This is a genomic window from Brevundimonas sp. SS2672 (assembly GCF_059579685.1).
The window spans coordinates 2879013-2894541 of the sequence record NZ_CM184201.1 but is presented as its reverse complement, the minus strand read 5'-3'; the positions used below and the strand labels follow the sequence as shown (position 1 = coordinate 2894541).

The following is a 15529-nucleotide window of genomic DNA, read 5'->3' as shown; positions in this document are numbered from 1 at the left end:
CCCTACTCCGCCGCGTCCAGGGCTTCGGCCAGTTCGCGTTCCAGCCCGTAGTAGCGGGCGCGGTCCCAGAAGCGCGGACGGGCGATGCCGGTCGAACGGTGACGCCCGGTGATCTTGCCGTGCGCGTCCTCGCCGGTGATGTCGTAGACGAACAGGTCCTGGGTGACGATGACGTCGCCTTCCAGCCCCACCACCTCGGTGATGTGGGTGATGCGCCGGCTGCCGTCGCGCAGGCGCGCGGCCTGGACGATGACGTCGATGGAGCCGACGATCATCTCGCGGATGGTCTTGGACGGCAGGCCGTAGCCGCCCATGGTGATCATGGATTCCAGACGGCTGATCGCCTCGCGCGGGCTGTTGGCGTGCAGGGTGCCCATCGAACCGTCGTGGCCGGTGTTCATGGCCTGCAGCAGATCGAAGGCCTCGGGACCGCGCACCTCGCCGACGATGATGCGTTCGGGGCGCATCCGCAGGCAGTTCTTGACCAGGTCGCGCATGGTGATTTGGCCCTGGCCCTCCAGGTTCGGCGGGCGGGTCTCCAGACGCACGACGTGCGGCTGCTGCAACTGCAGCTCGGCGGCGTCCTCGCAAGTGATGACGCGCTCGGTCGGGTCGATGAAGGCCGTCAGGGTGTTCAGCAGGGTGGTCTTGCCCGAACCCGTGCCGCCCGAGATGACCAGATTGCATCGCGCCGCGCCGATGACGCCCAGCACCCGCGCGCCCTCGGGACTGATGGAGGCGAACTCCACCAGGTTGCGCATCGTCAGCTTGTCCTTCTTGAACTTGCGGATCGTCAGCGTCGGACCGTCGATGGCCAGCGGCGGGGCGATGACGTTGACGCGGCTGCCGTCGGGCAGGCGGGCGTCGCAGATCGGAGAGCTTTCGTCGACGCGACGGCCGACCTGGGACACGATCCTCTGGCAGATGTTCATCAACTGGCCGTTGTCGCGGAAGCGGACATTGGTCAGTTGCACCTTGCCGCCGACCTCGATGAAGACCCGGCCTGCGCCGTTGACCATGATGTCGGCGATGTCGTCGCGCGCCAGCAGCGGCTCCAGCGGACCATAGCCGAGGACGTCGTTCAGGATGTCCTGGACCAGGTGCTCCTGCTCGGCCACCGACATGGAGACGTTCTTGATCGCCACCAGTTCGGAGACGATGTCGCGGATTTCCTCGGACGCCGCCTTCTGGTCCAGCTGCGCCAGCTGGGCCAGGTCGATGGTGTTCATCAGGGCGTTGAAGATGGTGGTCTTCGTCGCGTGATAATAGTCGCTCTGCTCGCGCACGATCTCGGCGACGGCCTGGGCCTTCTTGAGCTGCTCCAGACCCGGCGTGGCGCGCGGCCCGGCGCTCGAAGGGGCGCTGGGCGCAGGCTCGGGCTTGCGGCCCAGCAGTCCGTCCAGGGCGTCCAGCCGGTCGCTGCGCGGGGCGGCGGCAGGCGGCGGCGTCAGAGGGTCCAGGTCGTCGGCGGAGAAGCCGTCGACCGGCTCGGGCGCGGGACGCGGCTGCGCTTCCGGCGCGACGGCTGGGGCGGGCCGCGGCGCGGCGGGAGCGAGGCCCGGTTGTGCTGTCCGCTTGCCGAACACGACCTCAGGACTTCTTGCTGAACAGGGAGCCGAGCAGGGAGCCGCTTCCCTTGGCGGCCGGCCTGGGCCGGCCCGCCGCGCGCGCGGACGCGGCCGGCAGCTCGCGGCGCGAGACGATCTGGGCCAGGGTCTCGAAGGCCTCGGCCGCCTTGGTCCTGGCGGCGGCGTCGACGATCATCTGGCCGTTGTTGGCGGCCGCGCCGAACACCTTGGCGTCGAAGGGGATGCTGAGGCTGGGATGGACGCCCAGGGCCGCGCCGAAGTCCTTGGCCGGAATCTCGGGCCGACCCGGCATCCCCACCTGATTCAGCACCAGGCGCGGCGGGGCGTCGTTGGGACGGCCCTGCTTGATCAGGTCGATCATGTTCTTGGCGTTGCGCAGCGAGGCCAGGTCCGGGGTCGCCACCACCACCACCTCGTCCGCCGCGATCAGCGCCCGGCGCATCCAGCTCGACCACAGGTGCGGCAGGTCCAGCACCACGAAAGGCGCCGTGGCGCGGATGCGGGTGGTGACCTCCTCGAAGGCCTCGGCGCCGATGTCCCAGTCGGTCTCCAGCGTCGCGGGCGCCGCGAACAGGCTCAGCTTGTCGGTGCAGCGGACCATCATTCGGTCCAGCAGGGTGGCGTCCAGGCGATCGGGCTGGCTGAGGGCGTCGGCCACTCCGTTCAGCGGGTCCTGGTTGAAATCCAGCCCCGCCGTGCCGAACGGCAGGTCATAGTCGACGATGACGGTGTTGACGCCGATCCGTTCGCTCATGGCGTAGGCGGTGTTGTGCGCCACGGCCGAAGCTCCCGCCCCGCCGCGCGCGCCGACGAAGGCGATGGTGCGGCCGACGAAGGGCTGGGCCGGGTCGGCGAACAGGCCCCCGATGGCGGCGATCAGCTGCAGCGGCTGGACCGGCGCCACCAGATATTCACTGACGCCGCGCCGCATCAGTTCGCGGAACAGCAGGATGTCGTTGGTCGCGCCGATGATGACGACCTTGGTGCCCGCGTCGCAGACCTGGGCCAGCTGGTCGATCTCGGCCAGCAACTCCTGCGGCGCCTTCAGGCTCTCGACGATGATCAAGGGCGGCGTCGGCTCGGCCTGATAGGCCTCGATCGCCGCCTGAACGCCGCCGAGGCGGATCTGGGTCGTAGCGCGCGCCATGCGGCGGTCCTGGCCTGCGCGCTCGGCGGCGGCGGCCGTGTCCTGACGCTCGGCGAAGATGTGCACGCCGATGCGGGGGATCGACACCTCGACCGAGGCCGGGCCGCCCAGCGTCAGGGCCGTCGACGGCTCCAGCGCGGGCAGGGCCGCCACCACAGGCTCGGCGGCGGCAGGGGCGGACACGGGCGGTTGCGACCGGATGGCCGTCTCGGTCTCGTCGCGCATCCGCCCGACCGGATCAAAGGCGTCCGCCGCCCGGTCCAGGGCCGCAGGCGCGACGTTCGGCGCGGGGTGCAGGTCCATGAAGTCGTCGTCGAGATCGAACCCGTCGAGGGCGTCGAAATCCTGTGTCGGGAAGGGCTTGGGCGCGGACGTCATTGCACCGCCTGCGAAATCTTGGTCTGCGAGATCAGCGCCTCGCGCTGGGCGGCGGTCTGCGCGCCCTCGCGATAGGCGTCGAACACCACGGAGCGACGGCCCGCGTCGGCCGGCGTCATGGCGCGCGGGGCGACGATGTCGCGCGGATCGGCGATCTGGGCGGCCAGGTTGGCGGTGACGGCGCACCCGAAGTTGGAGGCCGATTGATTGTCGCCGGTGCGGCCCAGATTGCCCCATTGGGCTCCACACTGCGGCACGACCGCCTGCACGGTCTCGAAGCCGACCAGGACCGGCGCCCTCGGGTCCGGCGCGGCGTAGCCGACCAGCTGGATGCGCTCGCCGGGCACGCCCGCCGCCTCGAACGCCGCCTTGACGTTCCAGGCCGCCTGGGCCGCCGCCGGATCGCCGCCCGCCGGCGCCTCGATGACCAGGACGGGCGCCCCTTCCATGGCGAAGCGCCCGACCAGGGCGTCCAGGGCGGCGCGCTGATTGGCCGACAGGCCGGTCTCGTGCACCGCCAGGGCGATGCGGTCCAGGCCCGGCTCGACCTGAAGCGAGAAGCGCGAGGTGGGGGTCAGCGGCGGCTCGCCGCCCAGGCTGGCCGGGCCGCCCACGCAGGCCGACAGCGTCAGGCTCAGGCCCAGAACGGCGGAGATGGAGGCGGTGCGGATCATGGCGCTCACTCGATCACATAGCCGACAGGACCGCGCCAGCCGGCGCCGGGCTGGGCCGCCGGGGCGGGCGAGCCGTAGACCTGGTTCAACTGGCCGAAGAAGATGGTCTGGGCGTCCTGGGCGATGCGCAGGCCGTCGGCGGGGGTCTGCATCCGCCCCGGCGACGTCGGGTTGACGATATAGGGTTCGACGATGACCACCAGTTCGGTCTCGCCCATCAGATAGTCTCGCGACCGGAACAGCTGCCCCAGGACCGGCAGATTGGTGGCTCCCGGCAAGGCGTCCACCGTCTGGCGCGTGGATTCCTGCAACAGGCCCGCGATCATCATCGAACCGCCCGACGGAATCTCGATGGTGTTCTCGCTCCGCCGCACGGACAGGCCCGGCAGGGTGATGGAAGACGGGGTGCCTGCGCCGATGGTCAGCCCGCCCTGCGGCGTCAGTTCCGACACCTCGACCTTGACCTGCAGGCTGATGCGTCCCTCGGACAAAACCACGGGACGGAAGGCCAGAGCCACGCCGTAAGGCTTGTATTCAACCGAAATCTGACCTTCGCGGTCGCGTCCCGAAGGCACCGGGAATTCTCCGCCGGCCAGGAAGTTGGCGGCCTCGCCGTTGACCGAGGTCAGGTTGGGTTCGGCCAAGGTCCGCATCAGACCGACGCGCTCAAACGCTTCCAGACAAGCATTGGCGTCGGTGCCGGTCGCTGTCTTCCAAGCGGTAGAGGCGACATTGCTCAGAACATTACTGAGGCTGGTCGATTCCGTCGCGCCCGTGACCGTACTGAGGACATCCGTGATGGTGCTCGCCAGGCTCGAACCGGTCGAGGTGGTGAAATTTCCTGTCGCCATCGCGCTGCTTAGAGCTTCCAGAGCCGTCTGCCCCGTGAGCAGCGTGGGATTCCCCGCAAAATCCGTAACCATGACGGCGCCGGGCGCGAGGCCATTGAACGTCAGGGTACGGCCATCGGACGTGGTCAATGTCGTGATGTTGGATACTGACTCGCTCAGCCCCGCCGTATTGGTGATGTTGCCTGATGCATTGGTGGATGCGTTCGTGCCGCTCGTCTGGCCCTGCATCGTTTCGATCGTCTGCGAATGGTTCGTCGTCCGCGCGCCGTTCTGGCCATAGCAAAGCGCTCCGCCGCCGCCCTGGACGCCGTTCACCCCATAGCTGGAGGCGCGGCCGAAGCCGTAGGAGTGGATGCCGTTGTTGCGAAGAATATCCGTCGAGACGCCTAGCTGTTTCAGGACCGAGCGCTGCACCTCGACCACGCGCACCTTCAGCGTCACCTGGTCCGAGCCGGCGACGGCGATCATGTTCATGACCTTTTCAGGGGCGCTGACGAAGGCGCGCGCCACCTGGGCGGCGCGGTCGGCCTCGGCCGGGCTGGCGGCCACGCCGGTCAGGATGATGCTGTCGTTGACCGCCTCGGCGCGCAGGTTGGAGCCCGGCGCCACGCGCGCCAGCGTGTCCTGAAGCGCACTGACCCCTGCATCGACGCGAACGCGCAGGGCCAGGATGGTGCGTCCGCCCGCATCCAGGAAGACGGCGTCCGTCTCGCCGCCCGCCAGGCCGATCATGGTGATCCGCCGGGGCGAATGCAGCATGGCCTCGGCCACGGTCGGATTGGAGATGATGACGTCGCGTGCATCGGTCGGCAGGTCGACGGCGAAGGAGGTCCCGCGCGGCAGATTGACCAGCTGGGGGGCCGAGCCTGCGGTGATCGCCGCGCGCGTCTGGGCCCTGGCGCCTTCCGACGCCGCCGAACCGCCCAGGGCGATCAGGGCGGCGCAGGCGGCGACGGCGAAACGATTCATGCCCGATAGCCTCGTCCTCATGGCGTCGTCACCGTCTCGACCTGGCCCTCGCGATAGATTTTCACGACCGAACCGCCGCCCGCCGCGCGAGCGCCTCGAACCGCGCCCGGCACATGGCCCGACGGCCCGGCCGTATCGGCGTAGGAGCGCAGCACCAGCGACAGGTCGCCTTCGGACTTGGCCAGGGCCAGGACCTCGGCGTCGCGGCCGGTCAGCTCCAGGGTGGCGGTGGCGCCGACCACCGCCTTCTCGTCCTCGGCGGCGCGGGTGCTCTGGTCGATGGCCAGGACCTTGACGTTGCGCATCACGGTGGCGGCCGAGTATCGCGTTCCGCCGTCGTCGCCCGAGCCCTTGACCTCGCGCGTCAGCAGGACGTCCACCCGGTCGCCAGGCAGGATGAAGCCGCCCGCAGCGGTCTCGACCGTGACGCGGATCGCCATGGCCCGCATCCCCGGCTCAAGATAGGCGGCCATGTAGCCGCTGTCCCCGGCGCGCACGATCTTGCGCGCCACCAGGGGCTCTCCGGCCAGGACGGTTTCGCGCACCACGGCGCCGATGTAGTCGCCCTTGGCTCCCGGCGTGTTCAGCTCGGCGACGGCCTTCATGGCGCGCTCCACCGTGGCGCTCTTGCCGTCAGCGGCGGCGTTCTCGGCGGCTGCGCCTTCCGCCTTGGGCGCCGGCGGCGGGCCGTCGGTGATGAAAAGAGGGTTGAGTTCGTCGACCGGCCAGTCCTTCCAGCTCAGGTCGGCCTCGGTCAGGCGTCGGCCCGGCTCCAGATCCCGCGCGGCGACCAGCACCCGAGCCATGGGCCGCGTCTCGACGGCGGCCGATGCGGTCGCTGTCGGCTGTCCCGACGATCCCATGGCGCGCACGACCAGGGCCAGGCCGATGGCTGCAAGGGCTGCAACGCAGATGACGGCGATCTTGGCGGGTTTCATCCAGTCTCTCCGGCAGACGCGATCGCGCGAACCCGGATGATCCGCCCCCTGCCTGTCAGGGATAATGGCTTGTCATGGTTAACGCGCCCCTAAGCTCGGCGCTTTAACGAACGGCGTCATCAACCCGCGATGAAGGCGGTCATCAAGGGGCTGGACGGATAGGCGAGCAAGGCGCCGATGGCGATGGCGACGCCATAGGGGATGTCGCCCTTGGGCTGCATCAACCGCATGACCCAGCCGGGGCCAGTCTGGGCGAAGAAGGGCAGATGGCTGCGCGCCGTCAGCAGCAGCAGGCAGAAGCCGCCGCCGGCGAGCGCGGTGAAGAGAATGAAGGGCAGGGCGCCTGAAACGCCCATCCACAACATGGCGGCGGCCAGCAGCTTGGCGTCTCCGCCCCCGATCCAGTTCGCCGCGAACATCCCCATGCCGACGATGAGGGCGACGGCCGCCAGAGCCGCTGAAACGCCCACCGTCGCCCAGGGCAGACCCAGCGCCAAGGCCGCCGGAAAGAAGCCGACGATCAAAAGGCCTGAAATCCAGTTCGGAATCTTCATCGTCGTCAGATCATGCAGGGCCGCGACGACGGCCAGAGCGGGCAAGACTGCCAATAGCGTGAAGGAGATCGCGAGCATGCGTAGATCCTACGGCTTCATCTCTTAAGGCGCGGTTTCTGTAGTCGATATGGCGCATGAAAAAGGCCGGGACGTGAACGTCCCGGCCTCTTAGCTTTGTTCAAAGCAGCAAGCTTATTCGGCGCTATTAGCGGCCGTCAGTTCGCTCTCGACCTTACCGAAGGTCGCTTTGAGTTGACCGCTCATCAGGCTGATGGCGCCGATGATCGCCACAGCGATCAGAGCAGCGATCAGGCCGTATTCAATGGCCGTGGCGCCGGATTCGTCTTTAGCGAAGCGCGTGATGAAGTTGCGCATGTCTTGTCTTCCTTTGTTCAGTAACGAGCTGATGACCCACTATCAGGGTCTTCGGTTTTGCCCGCTTGACCCCCGTTTGCATGGCGACAATGCGTCCACGCCTCTTAAGAGCGAGTAAAATCTAGCCGGTCGGCAGAAGAATTGATGGTTACTGCGCCGTTTACTGAAATTCGCGTTTCATTTCGACGTCGATCTCGAATTTCAGGGTTTCTTGACCTTTGAGCGTCAGCTTCGCGTATGGCGCTCGCGCGCGCCCGTTCTGACGCTCTCGGAGGTCTCGCCATGCGCCCTGCTGCTCTTTTCGTCGGCCTGGCCGCGACGCTCGCCCTCGCCATGCCGGCTTCGGCGCAGGACCGGCCGCTCGACGTCAAGCTGGACCAGGCCACGCGGGTGCAGCTTCGCGCCCCGGCCGGTTCGGTCATCGTGGCCAATCCGCGCATCGCCGACGTCGCCGTGACCGACGCGCGCACCCTGTTCATCACGGGCAAGAGCTACGGCCTGACCGAGATCATCGCCGTCGACGCCTTGGGCCGCCCGCTGTTCCAGCGTCAGGTTTCGGTCAGTCCCGGCGAGACTGGCTCCGTGCGCGTCTGGCGCGGAGGCGAGGCGGTCGAGGTCGCCTGCGGGACTCGTTGCGCGCCTGCCGCGCGCCCGTCCACGGCGCCCTGACTCCATGCGACGGGGGCTGGGTTTGATGCGAGGTCGGCGACGCCGTGAGGGCTCCACCGCCGTGGAGTTCGCCCTCGTGGCCTTCCCCTTCTTCGTCCTGTTGTTCGGCATACTGGAGATCGGCCTGATGCTCTTGGTCGACGCCCTGGCCGAAACCGCCGTCTCCGACGCCGGCCGGCAGATCCGCACCGGCCTGGCCCAGGAACAGGAGCTCGAAGCCGAAGACATCAAGGCGCGCCTGTGCGCCAACATGGGCGTCTTCTCGCGCGATTGCCCCGGCCGCGCCTTCATCGACATCCGGGTGGTTGACGGCTTCTCGACGCCGCCGGACGCAGACCCGTTTAAAACGGGGGCCTTCGACCCTGGCGTCCTGACCTATCAGCCCGGCGGTCCCGGCGATCGGGTGCTGGTGCGCGTCTGGTACGAACATCCCATCGTCACCCCCTTCATCGCCCAGGCCGTGTCGCGCACCGCCGATCGTCGCGTGATGCTGACCACCACCCTGGCCTTCCGCAACGAGCCCTACAAATGAGACGCGCCGCGAACATCGGATTGTTGCGCCGCCTGTTGCGGGACCGGCGCGGCGTTTCTGCGGTCGAGTTCGCCCTGATCGCGCCGGTGATGATCATCATCTATTTCGGCCTGGTCGAGTTCAGTCAGGGCTATATGGCCGAGCGTCGCGCCAGCCACGCCGCCTCCATGGTCGCGGACCTGGTGGCCCAGTCCGGCGGCACCAATATCCGGGACCTTGAGAGCACCTTCATGATCGGGGACATGATCATGCGCCCCTTCTCGTCCGCCCCCCTGTCGATCCGCGTCTCAAGCGTCACCGTGGATGCGCGCGGCGTGGCCACGGTCGAATGGAGCCGCGCCAAGAGCGCCAAGGACCCAAAGGGCGGCGACATCATGCCCGCCCGCAAGCGGGGCGATCCCATCGCCGATCTGCCGCCCGGTCTGATCACGGACGGCCAGACGGTGATCCTGGGTGAAACGGACTACCGCTATCGGTTGTTCATCCCGGATGTGATTCTGCCCAAGGATATTGCGTTCAAGCGCAGCTACTATCTCCGCCCGCGCACCACCGACCGGATCGCCTGCGCCGACTGCCCCGTCTGACTGGGCGGCCCTAGCCGACGAGGGCCTCCTTGAGCGCGCGGAACTTGGCCTCGGTCTCCAGTCGTTCGGCGCGCGGGTCGCTGTCGGCGACGATCCCCGCCCCGGCCAGGGCGCGCCAGCCCCAGCCGAGCACCGTCTGCTCAAAGGCCGCCGTGCGGATCAGGACGGAGGCGGTCAGTCGCGCCTCTTCGCCCAGCCCCCAGCCGAACAGGGAGCCGCACCACGGCCCGCGCGGCGGCTCATGGCCTGCGATCACCTTCATGGCCTGATGCTTGGGCGCGCCGGTGATGGAGCCGGGCGGGAAGGCGGCCTCCATCACTTCGGCCGGACCGACGCCGTCCGCCGCCTGAGCGCTGACGGTCGAGACCAGATGGTGCACCGTCGGATGGCTCTCCAGTTCGAACAGACGCTGGACTTGGACCGAGCCGGGCCGGGCCGCCTGCGCCAAGTCGTTGCGCATCAGATCGACGATCATCAGGTTCTCGGCCCGGTCCTTGGCGCTGGCGATCAGTTCCGCGGCCAGGGCCGCGTCCCGGACCGGGTCGGGATCTCTTGCGCGGGTGCCCTTGATCGGTCGGGTCTCGATGCGGCCGCCAGCGCCGTCGAAGGTCAGGAACAGTTCGGGCGAGTTGGACGCCAGCGCTCGTCGGCCCAGCCGCCAGAAGGCGCTGTAGGCCGCGCCCCGCTCCGCCGACAGCCGCAGGAAGACGTCGAAGGGATCGCGCCCCGGCTTCAGCGTTCCGGTCCAGGCGCGGGCGATATTGGCCTGGAACAACTCGCCCGCGCCGATACGGGCGATCACATCGGCGACCGCCGCCTCATAGGCCGCGCCCGAGCCTTCCTCGCCCGCGCGATCGCACGGCGGCGGGGGCGGCGCGACCGACGCCGCCGTCTCCAGCCATCCAGCCGCCCGACGGACCTGAAGACGCGCCGCCTCAGCGTCGATCCCGCGTCCGATGGTCTGCACCCGCCGCTCGCGATGGTCGAAGGCCAGCAGGGCCGGATAGCGGGCCAGCATCAGGTCAGGCCAACCGCCCCCGCGTTCGCCGGTCGCGGGCCGCGCCCCGGCGTCATAGCTCATCAGCCCGACGACGCCGCCGCCCGCATAGGCCGGATCGCGCAGGCGCTTAAACAAGGTCCCGTCGTCGACCCGCCCGACGAAGGTCTGGTCCGGCTCGCAGGCGACGAAGGACCAGCGCCCGCCGTGCGCGTCCGGATCTCCGGCGCCGGCCAGCAAGGCCAGGGCGCCCTCGCGCCGGCTCAGCCCCGCCGCCGTCGCCAGGGGCTCGCGCCAGGGATGCGTCTCGACAAGGCGCGCGGGCAGGGCGTTCACGGCGCCAGCCGCGCCCGGATGCGGTCGGCCAGGGGCGCGTCCACGCCCAGCACATGCTGCAGGTAGCCGCCGACCGAACCGCTGTGCGCCGTGATGGCCCGATAGGCTTCGTTCAGATAGGCCGCCTCGACGCCCAGGAAGGCGACCACGGCCCCGTGCGACGCGGTGCGGCCGGTCATGGCCGTCAGGCGACGGGCCATCTCTTCGGCCCTGCCCTCCAGGTTCACGGCCCTGTTGGTCTCCAGATAATCCGCCATCAGGTCATCCTGCGCCACGCCCAGCAGGCTGTGGGTCAGGGCCGCCAGCAGGCCGGTCCGGTCCTTGCCCGCCGCGCAGTGGATCGGCACCGCCCCCTCGGCCTCGCCCAGCAGGCGGAAGTAGCGGCCGAACAGATCGACATGGGCCGCCTCGAACGGCAGGCGGCGATAGGTCTCGGTCATGAAGGCGCGGCCGGACGCCTCGGTCAGGTCGGCGGTCTTCAGAAAGGTCAGGTGCGGCGCCTCGCCCCCGTCGTCATGACCGCTTTCGATCAGCGTCCCGGCCCAGCCGGGCGGGCGGCGAGACGGCTGGGCGCGTCGCTCGCTGGGACGGCGCAGGTCGACCACGGCGGCCAGCTTCAGCGCCGCCAGCCGCGCCACGTCGGCGTCGGTCGCCCGCGCCTGATGCGCCGCGCGATACAGCCGCCCGCGCGCCAGCAGGCGGTCGTCTACGACGTAGCCGCCGTAGTCGCGGAAATTGTCGATGGCCTCAAACGGCCAAAGGCGGTCGCTCATGACCGCCTTTCTTAGACTGTTCGACGGGGGGCGCCAGTCCGGGCTAGCGCCCCGCCACCAGGACCGACATGGCGTCCAGATAGGCGAGGAAGGCGTCGCGGCCCGTCTCGGTCATGCTGGCCCGCGTCAGGGGTTTGCGGCCCTGGAAGCTCTTGGACACGGCGACGAATCCCGCCTCCTCCAGCTTTCGCAAATGCACGGACAGATTGCCGTCCGTCGTCTGCAGTCGAGCCTTGAGCTCGCCGAAGTCGGCGCTCTCCACACCGGCCAGACAGGCCATGATCCCCAGGCGCACCCGGCCGTGGATCACCTCGTCGATGCGGCCGATGTCGAAGTTCGAGGTCTCGTCCTCGACGTTCATCTCAGCCCGCCTTCTTCGTTGCGCCGCGCACCAGGATCAGTCCGGGCGCGAGGGCGACGGCGATCAGCAGGACCAGATAGACCGGATAGATGAGCAGGGGATCGCCCAGTCCGGCAAGCACCACGGCGCCGGCGTAGGAGATCAGGCCCACGACGTTGAGCCAGGCCTTGCGGCTGATGGCGGCCACCACCATCCAGGCCGAACCGTAGGCGCCCATGACCACCGTCGGCATCAGGGCCATCACGCCCCAGTCGCCGGTGCGCCAGCCGAAGACCATCAGAGCCGTCCAGGTGACGAAGATGCCGTAGCCGATGGCCGACCAGGCCGCGCCGACCGACCGGTTCATGGCGCTGGCGCCGCCGCAGGCGCTTTCGATGCGGCGGATGAGCACGATCAGGGCGATTACGAATACTGCGGCCGCGCCCAGCCAGAGCGACAGGCTTTCCCAGCCGCCGTTGGGGATCTCGGCCCAGCACCATCATCCACTGGCCGACCGTGGCGGCCCCGAAGATTACGGCGGCGGCGACCAGCACCGATCCGCCCAGAAGCGGCGCTCGCCGTCCCTCCTGGGCGAGGGCCTTCATATAGGCGATGTCGTCGTGAACGGATTGAACCTGGTCGCGGGTCATGGCGTCTCTCCCTGCCTGTTGTGCAAAAGGTGAGCCAAGAACTTTATGATGTAAAGTTCTTTTTCTGAGACGGGACGCGCTGGGCGGCCTAGACCTTGGCCATGCGCGTCGCCTTTCATCACATCGCCTATGAACCCCTGGCCATCTGCAACGCCCTGTCGATGGAGCGGCTGGAGGCCTCCGTCGCGCGCGCCGGGCTGAGGTCTGGCGCGACGGTCATGGACATCGGCTGCGCCTATGGCGAAGTCTCCATGCGTCTGGCCCGCGTCTTCGACGCCCGCGTGACGGCGGTGGAGCTGGACCCGGTCATGGCTGACGGCGCCGCAGCGCGTATCGCGCAGGCGGGCCTCCTGGACCGGATCACGCTGCGGCGCGAGACTTCCGCCGCCGCTTTTGATGATCATGCGCCGCTGGACCTGATCGTGGCCATCGGCTCGACGGAACCGGCCGGCAAGGGGCTGCGTGAACCCGTCGCCGTCTTTTCCGCCCTGGCCGAACGCCTGGCTCCGGGCGGCGCGCTGTTGTGGGGCGACCTGTTCTGGAAAGACGAACCGCCCGCGCCGCTTCGCCAACTGGTGGAAGCGTCCGGCTACTATGTCCGTCACGACGAATGGCAGGCGGCGGCGCGCGCTGCGGGTCTGGAGGTCGTTTCGGCCGAAATCTCCGATGAGGCGGAATGGGCGGTCTATCGCGCGGGCATGGAGACGGCGATCGCCGACTGGCTGGACGCCCATCCTGATCATGCCGATGCGCCGACGGTCGCCGCCACGGCGAACCGCATCAAGATGATGTTCGACTTCGGCGCCCCCTACTTCGGCTTCGGCCTCTAACTCTTCCGGAAGACCTGAAGGGCCGACGCCCCTCCCCATGAAGGGGAGGGAGAAGCCGCGCTCAAGCAGCGCGAGACCGCGTCACGAGCGATAGCGCCCTTATCTGAAAGGCGGCTCGTCGAAGGCGCGCAGCTTGCGCGAGTGCAGGCGGGTTCCCTCGGCGCGCAGCAGGTCCACGGCCTGGATGCCGATCTGCAGGTGCTCGGAGATCGAGCCCTCGTAGAAGCGGTTGGCCTGACCCGGCAGCTTGATCTCGCCGTGCAGCGGCTTGTCCGAGACGCATAGCAGCGTCCCGTAGGGCACGCGGAAGCGATAGCCCTGCGCCGCGATGGTGGCGCTTTCCATGTCGATGGCGACGGCGCGGCTCTGGTTGAAGCGCAGGGCCGACTTGGAATAGCGCAGCTCCCAATTGCGGTCGTCGGTGGTGACCACGGTGCCGGTGCGCAGGCGCTTCTTCACCTCTTCGCCCGGCGCGCCCGAGACCTGCTTGGTCGCGTCATAGAGGGCGCGCTGTACCTCGGCGATGTTGGGGATCGGAATGTCGGCGGGCAGGACGGCGTCCAGCACATGGTCGTCGCGCAGATAGGCGTGGGCCAGGACGTAGTCGCCGATGGTCTGGCTGCCGCGCAGGCCGCCGCAGTGGCCGATCATCATCCAGGCGTGCGGACGCATGACCGCCAGGTGGTCGCAGATGGTCTTGGCGTTCGACGGGCCGACGCCGATGTTGACCAGGGTGATGCCCTGACCGTCCGGCCGCGTCAGGTGATAGGCGGGCATCTGATGCTTGCGCCAGGCGGCGTCCATGATGGCCGCTTCCGGGTCGTCGGTGGCGCGCGTCACGACCACGCCCCCGGCGCAGGACAGGCTCTCATACGGGCTGTCGGGATCGGCGATCTGGGCCGTCGCCCAGCGCACGAACTCGTCGACGTAGCGGTGGTAGTTGGTGAAGAGGATGAAGCTCTGCACGTCCTCGACCGGCGTGCCGGTGTAGTGCCGCAGCCGCGCCAGGGAGAAGTCGGTCCGCAGGGCGTCGAACTGGGCCAGCGGATGCTCCTCGCCCGGCTCCCACAGGCCGTCGGAGACTTCGTCGCCGATATGGGCCAGTTCGGTGGTCGGGAACCAGCGGGCGATGGCCGCCGTCATGGTGCGGTCCAGCACCACGTCCGAGCCGTCCAGCACATAGGGGAAGGGGATCTCCTGATCCGACGGCTCGACGGCGAAGGTCGCCCCATACTCCGTCGCGAGCAGGGTCAGCTGATCCAGCAGATAGGTGCGGAACAGGTCGGGCCGGGTGATGGTGGTCGTATAGACGCCGGGCCAGGACAGGCGGCCATAGGCGCGGGTCTCGAGGTTCTGCGGGCGGTCGCCGTACCAGGTCACCGTCAGGCGGGGGTAGGCGAACAGGCCTTGCGCGCGCGCCTCGGGGTCGGCGCGTTCGCCGGTCGCCAGGAAGGTCTTTACGGCCTGGCGCAGGTTGGCGACGGATTGATTGTAGAGGGTTTCGAGGCGGTCCAGCGCCGCCTGGGGGGTCATCTTGTCTGTCATGGCTTCCTCTAGCGGAAAACCGTGACCTTGGCGAGACGGGGGAAACACGCCGACATGACAGTTGACCGCCGAGGGTTAGCTCAACGCCTCGCGCAGGAAGGCGACGGCCTTCGTCAGATCGTCCGCCGCCCCGCGCCAGACCGGCGCCCCGCCTCTCGCCCCCTCGTAGGCTGAAGGATCGGTGAAGGTCGCGTCCGGCTTGTCGGGCGCGCCGAGGGCGGCCGCCGCCCGCACCGCTCCGGGCGCGCCGGCCGCCGCCAGATAGCGTCGGTCCAGCGCCAGCATCAGGGCCGCGCGACCGCCTTCGCCCAGGCCCAGAACGCCGATCCGTCCGGCGTCTCCGCCCAGATCCTCGGCCCGCCGCGCCGCCCAGGCGACGGCTGACGCTCCATCGGCGATGAAGGCCGGATAGGGGCTGCCCGGCGCCGCCCGTCGGTCGGCCAGAGCCACGACGAAGCCTCGCTCGGCCAGGTCGCGCGCCGTTCGTTCATCCGCCGCCCGTTCATCCTCCGCTTGGGGGGCTCCGTCCGACAGCAGGATCAGGATAGGCGAACCGTCCGCCCGCGCCGGACGATAGAGGCGCAACGTCTGACGCGGATCGGCGCCATAGGCCGTGCGCGCCGTACGCCAGCCGGGCGGCCCGAGTGGAACGGGCGCCGACCCGCCCTCGCCGATCAGCGGCGCGCAGGCTGCGGTCGCCACCGTCGCCAGCAGCGGCGCCAGAAGTCCTCGCCTCGTCATGCCGTCTCCCCCGGAAATCAAAGGGGCGCGGCCCTGTCGAACCGCGCCCCGAAATCA

Annotated in this window: 18 protein-coding genes; 5 read left to right on the top strand and 13 right to left on the bottom strand. The window is 69.0% G+C overall.

Annotation, left to right across the window (positions count from 1 at the left end; translation table 11 throughout):
* Window positions 1-2: 2 nt before the first annotated feature.
* From AC52GN_RS14550 to AC52GN_RS14520, 7 genes are all read right to left on the bottom strand, one after another.
* Window positions 3-1586: a TadA family conjugal transfer-associated ATPase gene (locus tag AC52GN_RS14550; RefSeq protein WP_496527548.1), complete on the bottom strand. Its 1584-nt coding sequence runs from the start codon at window positions 1584-1586 to the stop codon at window positions 3-5.
* Window positions 1587-1590: 4 nt separating this feature from the next.
* Window positions 1591-3114 carry a CpaE/TadZ family protein gene (locus AC52GN_RS14545; RefSeq protein WP_496527547.1) on the bottom strand — a complete coding sequence of 508 codons (1524 nt, stop codon included), beginning with the start codon at window positions 3112-3114 and terminating at the stop codon, window positions 1591-1593.
* On the bottom strand, window positions 3111-3788 hold the full coding sequence (locus AC52GN_RS14540; RefSeq protein ID WP_338577293.1) for a CpaD family pilus assembly protein: 678 nt from the start codon (window positions 3786-3788) through the stop codon (window positions 3111-3113). Before AC52GN_RS14540 ends, AC52GN_RS14545 begins: the two co-directional genes overlap by 4 nt.
* Window positions 3789-3793: 5 nt before the next feature.
* The gene (locus AC52GN_RS14535; protein WP_496527546.1) at window positions 3794-5608 is read right to left on the bottom strand and encodes a secretin GspD/PilQ domain-containing protein; all 1815 of its coding nucleotides are present in this window, start codon (window positions 5606-5608) and stop codon (window positions 3794-3796) included.
* Between the two features lie 17 nt (window positions 5609-5625).
* Complete coding sequence (cpaB, locus tag AC52GN_RS14530) at window positions 5626-6546, bottom strand: Flp pilus assembly protein CpaB (RefSeq protein WP_312220532.1); 921 nt, start codon at window positions 6544-6546, stop codon at window positions 5626-5628.
* Between the two features lie 119 nt (window positions 6547-6665).
* The gene (locus AC52GN_RS14525) at window positions 6666-7178 is read right to left on the bottom strand and encodes an A24 family peptidase (RefSeq protein ID WP_496527545.1); all 513 of its coding nucleotides are present in this window, start codon (window positions 7176-7178) and stop codon (window positions 6666-6668) included.
* 114 nt (window positions 7179-7292) lie between these two features.
* Complete coding sequence (locus tag AC52GN_RS14520) at window positions 7293-7475, bottom strand: Flp family type IVb pilin (RefSeq protein WP_346519500.1); 183 nt, start codon at window positions 7473-7475, stop codon at window positions 7293-7295.
* A 282-nt stretch (window positions 7476-7757) separates the two neighbouring features.
* Between AC52GN_RS14520 and AC52GN_RS14515 the strand changes: the two genes are divergently transcribed.
* The 3 genes from AC52GN_RS14515 (at window position 7758) to AC52GN_RS14505 (ending at window position 9260) form a co-directional block, all read left to right on the top strand.
* On the top strand, window positions 7758-8144 hold the full coding sequence (locus tag AC52GN_RS14515; protein ID WP_453988042.1) for a pilus assembly protein N-terminal domain-containing protein: 387 nt from the start codon (window positions 7758-7760) through the stop codon (window positions 8142-8144).
* A gap of 61 nt (window positions 8145-8205) precedes the next feature.
* A complete protein-coding gene (locus AC52GN_RS14510) occupies window positions 8206-8676 on the top strand; it encodes a TadE/TadG family type IV pilus assembly protein (protein ID WP_453988041.1) in 471 nt (156 codons plus the stop codon).
* Window positions 8673-9260 carry a TadE/TadG family type IV pilus assembly protein gene (locus AC52GN_RS14505; protein ID WP_496527544.1) on the top strand — a complete coding sequence of 196 codons (588 nt, stop codon included), beginning with the start codon at window positions 8673-8675 and terminating at the stop codon, window positions 9258-9260. The genes AC52GN_RS14510 and AC52GN_RS14505 overlap by 4 nt, the downstream gene beginning before the upstream one ends.
* A gap of 10 nt (window positions 9261-9270) precedes the next feature.
* Here AC52GN_RS14505 and AC52GN_RS14500 read toward each other — a convergent pair whose 3' ends face one another.
* Genes AC52GN_RS14500 through AC52GN_RS14485 form a run of 4 tightly spaced genes read right to left on the bottom strand, consistent with a single transcriptional unit; the run spans window position 9271 to window position 12073 of the window.
* Window positions 9271-10593, bottom strand: coding sequence for an anthranilate synthase component I family protein (locus AC52GN_RS14500; protein WP_496527543.1), 1323 nt, complete (start codon window positions 10591-10593; stop codon window positions 9271-9273).
* Window positions 10590-11366, bottom strand: coding sequence for a tyrosine-protein phosphatase (locus AC52GN_RS14495; protein WP_496527542.1), 777 nt, complete (start codon window positions 11364-11366; stop codon window positions 10590-10592). Before AC52GN_RS14495 ends, AC52GN_RS14500 begins: the two co-directional genes overlap by 4 nt.
* Before the next feature lie 43 nt (window positions 11367-11409).
* Window positions 11410-11727, bottom strand: a complete 318-nt coding sequence (locus AC52GN_RS14490; protein ID WP_496527541.1) for a winged helix-turn-helix domain-containing protein — start codon at window positions 11725-11727, stop codon at window positions 11410-11412.
* Window position 11728: 1 nt separating this feature from the next.
* Entirely contained in the window at window positions 11729-12073 is a 345-nt protein-coding gene (locus AC52GN_RS14485) for a hypothetical protein (protein ID WP_496527540.1), read from the bottom strand.
* Here AC52GN_RS14485 and AC52GN_RS14480 point away from each other — a divergent pair.
* On the top strand, window positions 12039-12389 hold the full coding sequence (locus AC52GN_RS14480; RefSeq protein WP_496527539.1) for a hypothetical protein: 351 nt from the start codon (window positions 12039-12041) through the stop codon (window positions 12387-12389). The genes AC52GN_RS14485 and AC52GN_RS14480 overlap by 35 nt on opposite strands.
* A 68-nt stretch (window positions 12390-12457) precedes the next feature.
* Window positions 12458-13186: an SAM-dependent methyltransferase gene (locus tag AC52GN_RS14475; RefSeq protein WP_496527538.1), complete on the top strand. Its 729-nt coding sequence runs from the start codon at window positions 12458-12460 to the stop codon at window positions 13184-13186.
* A gap of 99 nt (window positions 13187-13285) precedes the next feature.
* Here AC52GN_RS14475 and AC52GN_RS14470 read toward each other — a convergent pair whose 3' ends face one another.
* Both AC52GN_RS14470 and AC52GN_RS14465 read right to left on the bottom strand, forming a co-directional pair.
* Window positions 13286-14731, bottom strand: coding sequence for an AMP nucleosidase (locus AC52GN_RS14470; protein WP_291780988.1), 1446 nt, complete (start codon window positions 14729-14731; stop codon window positions 13286-13288).
* Between the two features lie 75 nt (window positions 14732-14806).
* Entirely contained in the window at window positions 14807-15472 is a 666-nt protein-coding gene (locus AC52GN_RS14465; protein ID WP_496527537.1) for an alpha/beta hydrolase, read from the bottom strand.
* Window positions 15473-15529: the final 57 nt, after the last annotated feature.

What these genes read in the sequence shown, in the direction of transcription:
- AC52GN_RS14485 (WP_496527540.1), bottom strand. Translation starts at nt 12,073, where the DNA reads ATGAACCGGTCGGTCGGCGCGGCCTGGTCGGCCATCGGCTACGGCATC.
- AC52GN_RS14515 (WP_453988042.1), top strand. Translation starts at nt 7,758, where the DNA reads ATGCGCCCTGCTGCTCTTTTCGTCGGCCTGGCCGCGACGCTCGCCCTC.
- AC52GN_RS14495 (WP_496527542.1), bottom strand. Translation starts at nt 11,366, where the DNA reads ATGAGCGACCGCCTTTGGCCGTTTGAGGCCATCGACAATTTCCGCGAC.
- cpaB (WP_312220532.1), bottom strand. Translation starts at nt 6,546, where the DNA reads ATGAAACCCGCCAAGATCGCCGTCATCTGCGTTGCAGCCCTTGCAGCC.
- AC52GN_RS14545 (WP_496527547.1), bottom strand. Translation starts at nt 3,114, where the DNA reads ATGACGTCCGCGCCCAAGCCCTTCCCGACACAGGATTTCGACGCCCTC.
- AC52GN_RS14520 (WP_346519500.1), bottom strand. Translation starts at nt 7,475, where the DNA reads ATGCGCAACTTCATCACGCGCTTCGCTAAAGACGAATCCGGCGCCACG.
- AC52GN_RS14540 (WP_338577293.1), bottom strand. Translation starts at nt 3,788, where the DNA reads ATGATCCGCACCGCCTCCATCTCCGCCGTTCTGGGCCTGAGCCTGACG.
- AC52GN_RS14535 (WP_496527546.1), bottom strand. Translation starts at nt 5,608, where the DNA reads ATGAATCGTTTCGCCGTCGCCGCCTGCGCCGCCCTGATCGCCCTGGGC.
- AC52GN_RS14470 (WP_291780988.1), bottom strand. Translation starts at nt 14,731, where the DNA reads ATGACAGACAAGATGACCCCCCAGGCGGCGCTGGACCGCCTCGAAACC.
- AC52GN_RS14475 (WP_496527538.1), top strand. Translation starts at nt 12,458, where the DNA reads ATGCGCGTCGCCTTTCATCACATCGCCTATGAACCCCTGGCCATCTGC.
- AC52GN_RS14490 (WP_496527541.1), bottom strand. Translation starts at nt 11,727, where the DNA reads ATGAACGTCGAGGACGAGACCTCGAACTTCGACATCGGCCGCATCGAC.
- AC52GN_RS14505 (WP_496527544.1), top strand. Translation starts at nt 8,673, where the DNA reads ATGAGACGCGCCGCGAACATCGGATTGTTGCGCCGCCTGTTGCGGGAC.
- AC52GN_RS14525 (WP_496527545.1), bottom strand. Translation starts at nt 7,178, where the DNA reads ATGCTCGCGATCTCCTTCACGCTATTGGCAGTCTTGCCCGCTCTGGCC.
- AC52GN_RS14465 (WP_496527537.1), bottom strand. Translation starts at nt 15,472, where the DNA reads ATGACGAGGCGAGGACTTCTGGCGCCGCTGCTGGCGACGGTGGCGACC.
- AC52GN_RS14480 (WP_496527539.1), top strand. Translation starts at nt 12,039, where the DNA reads ATGGCCGACCAGGCCGCGCCGACCGACCGGTTCATGGCGCTGGCGCCG.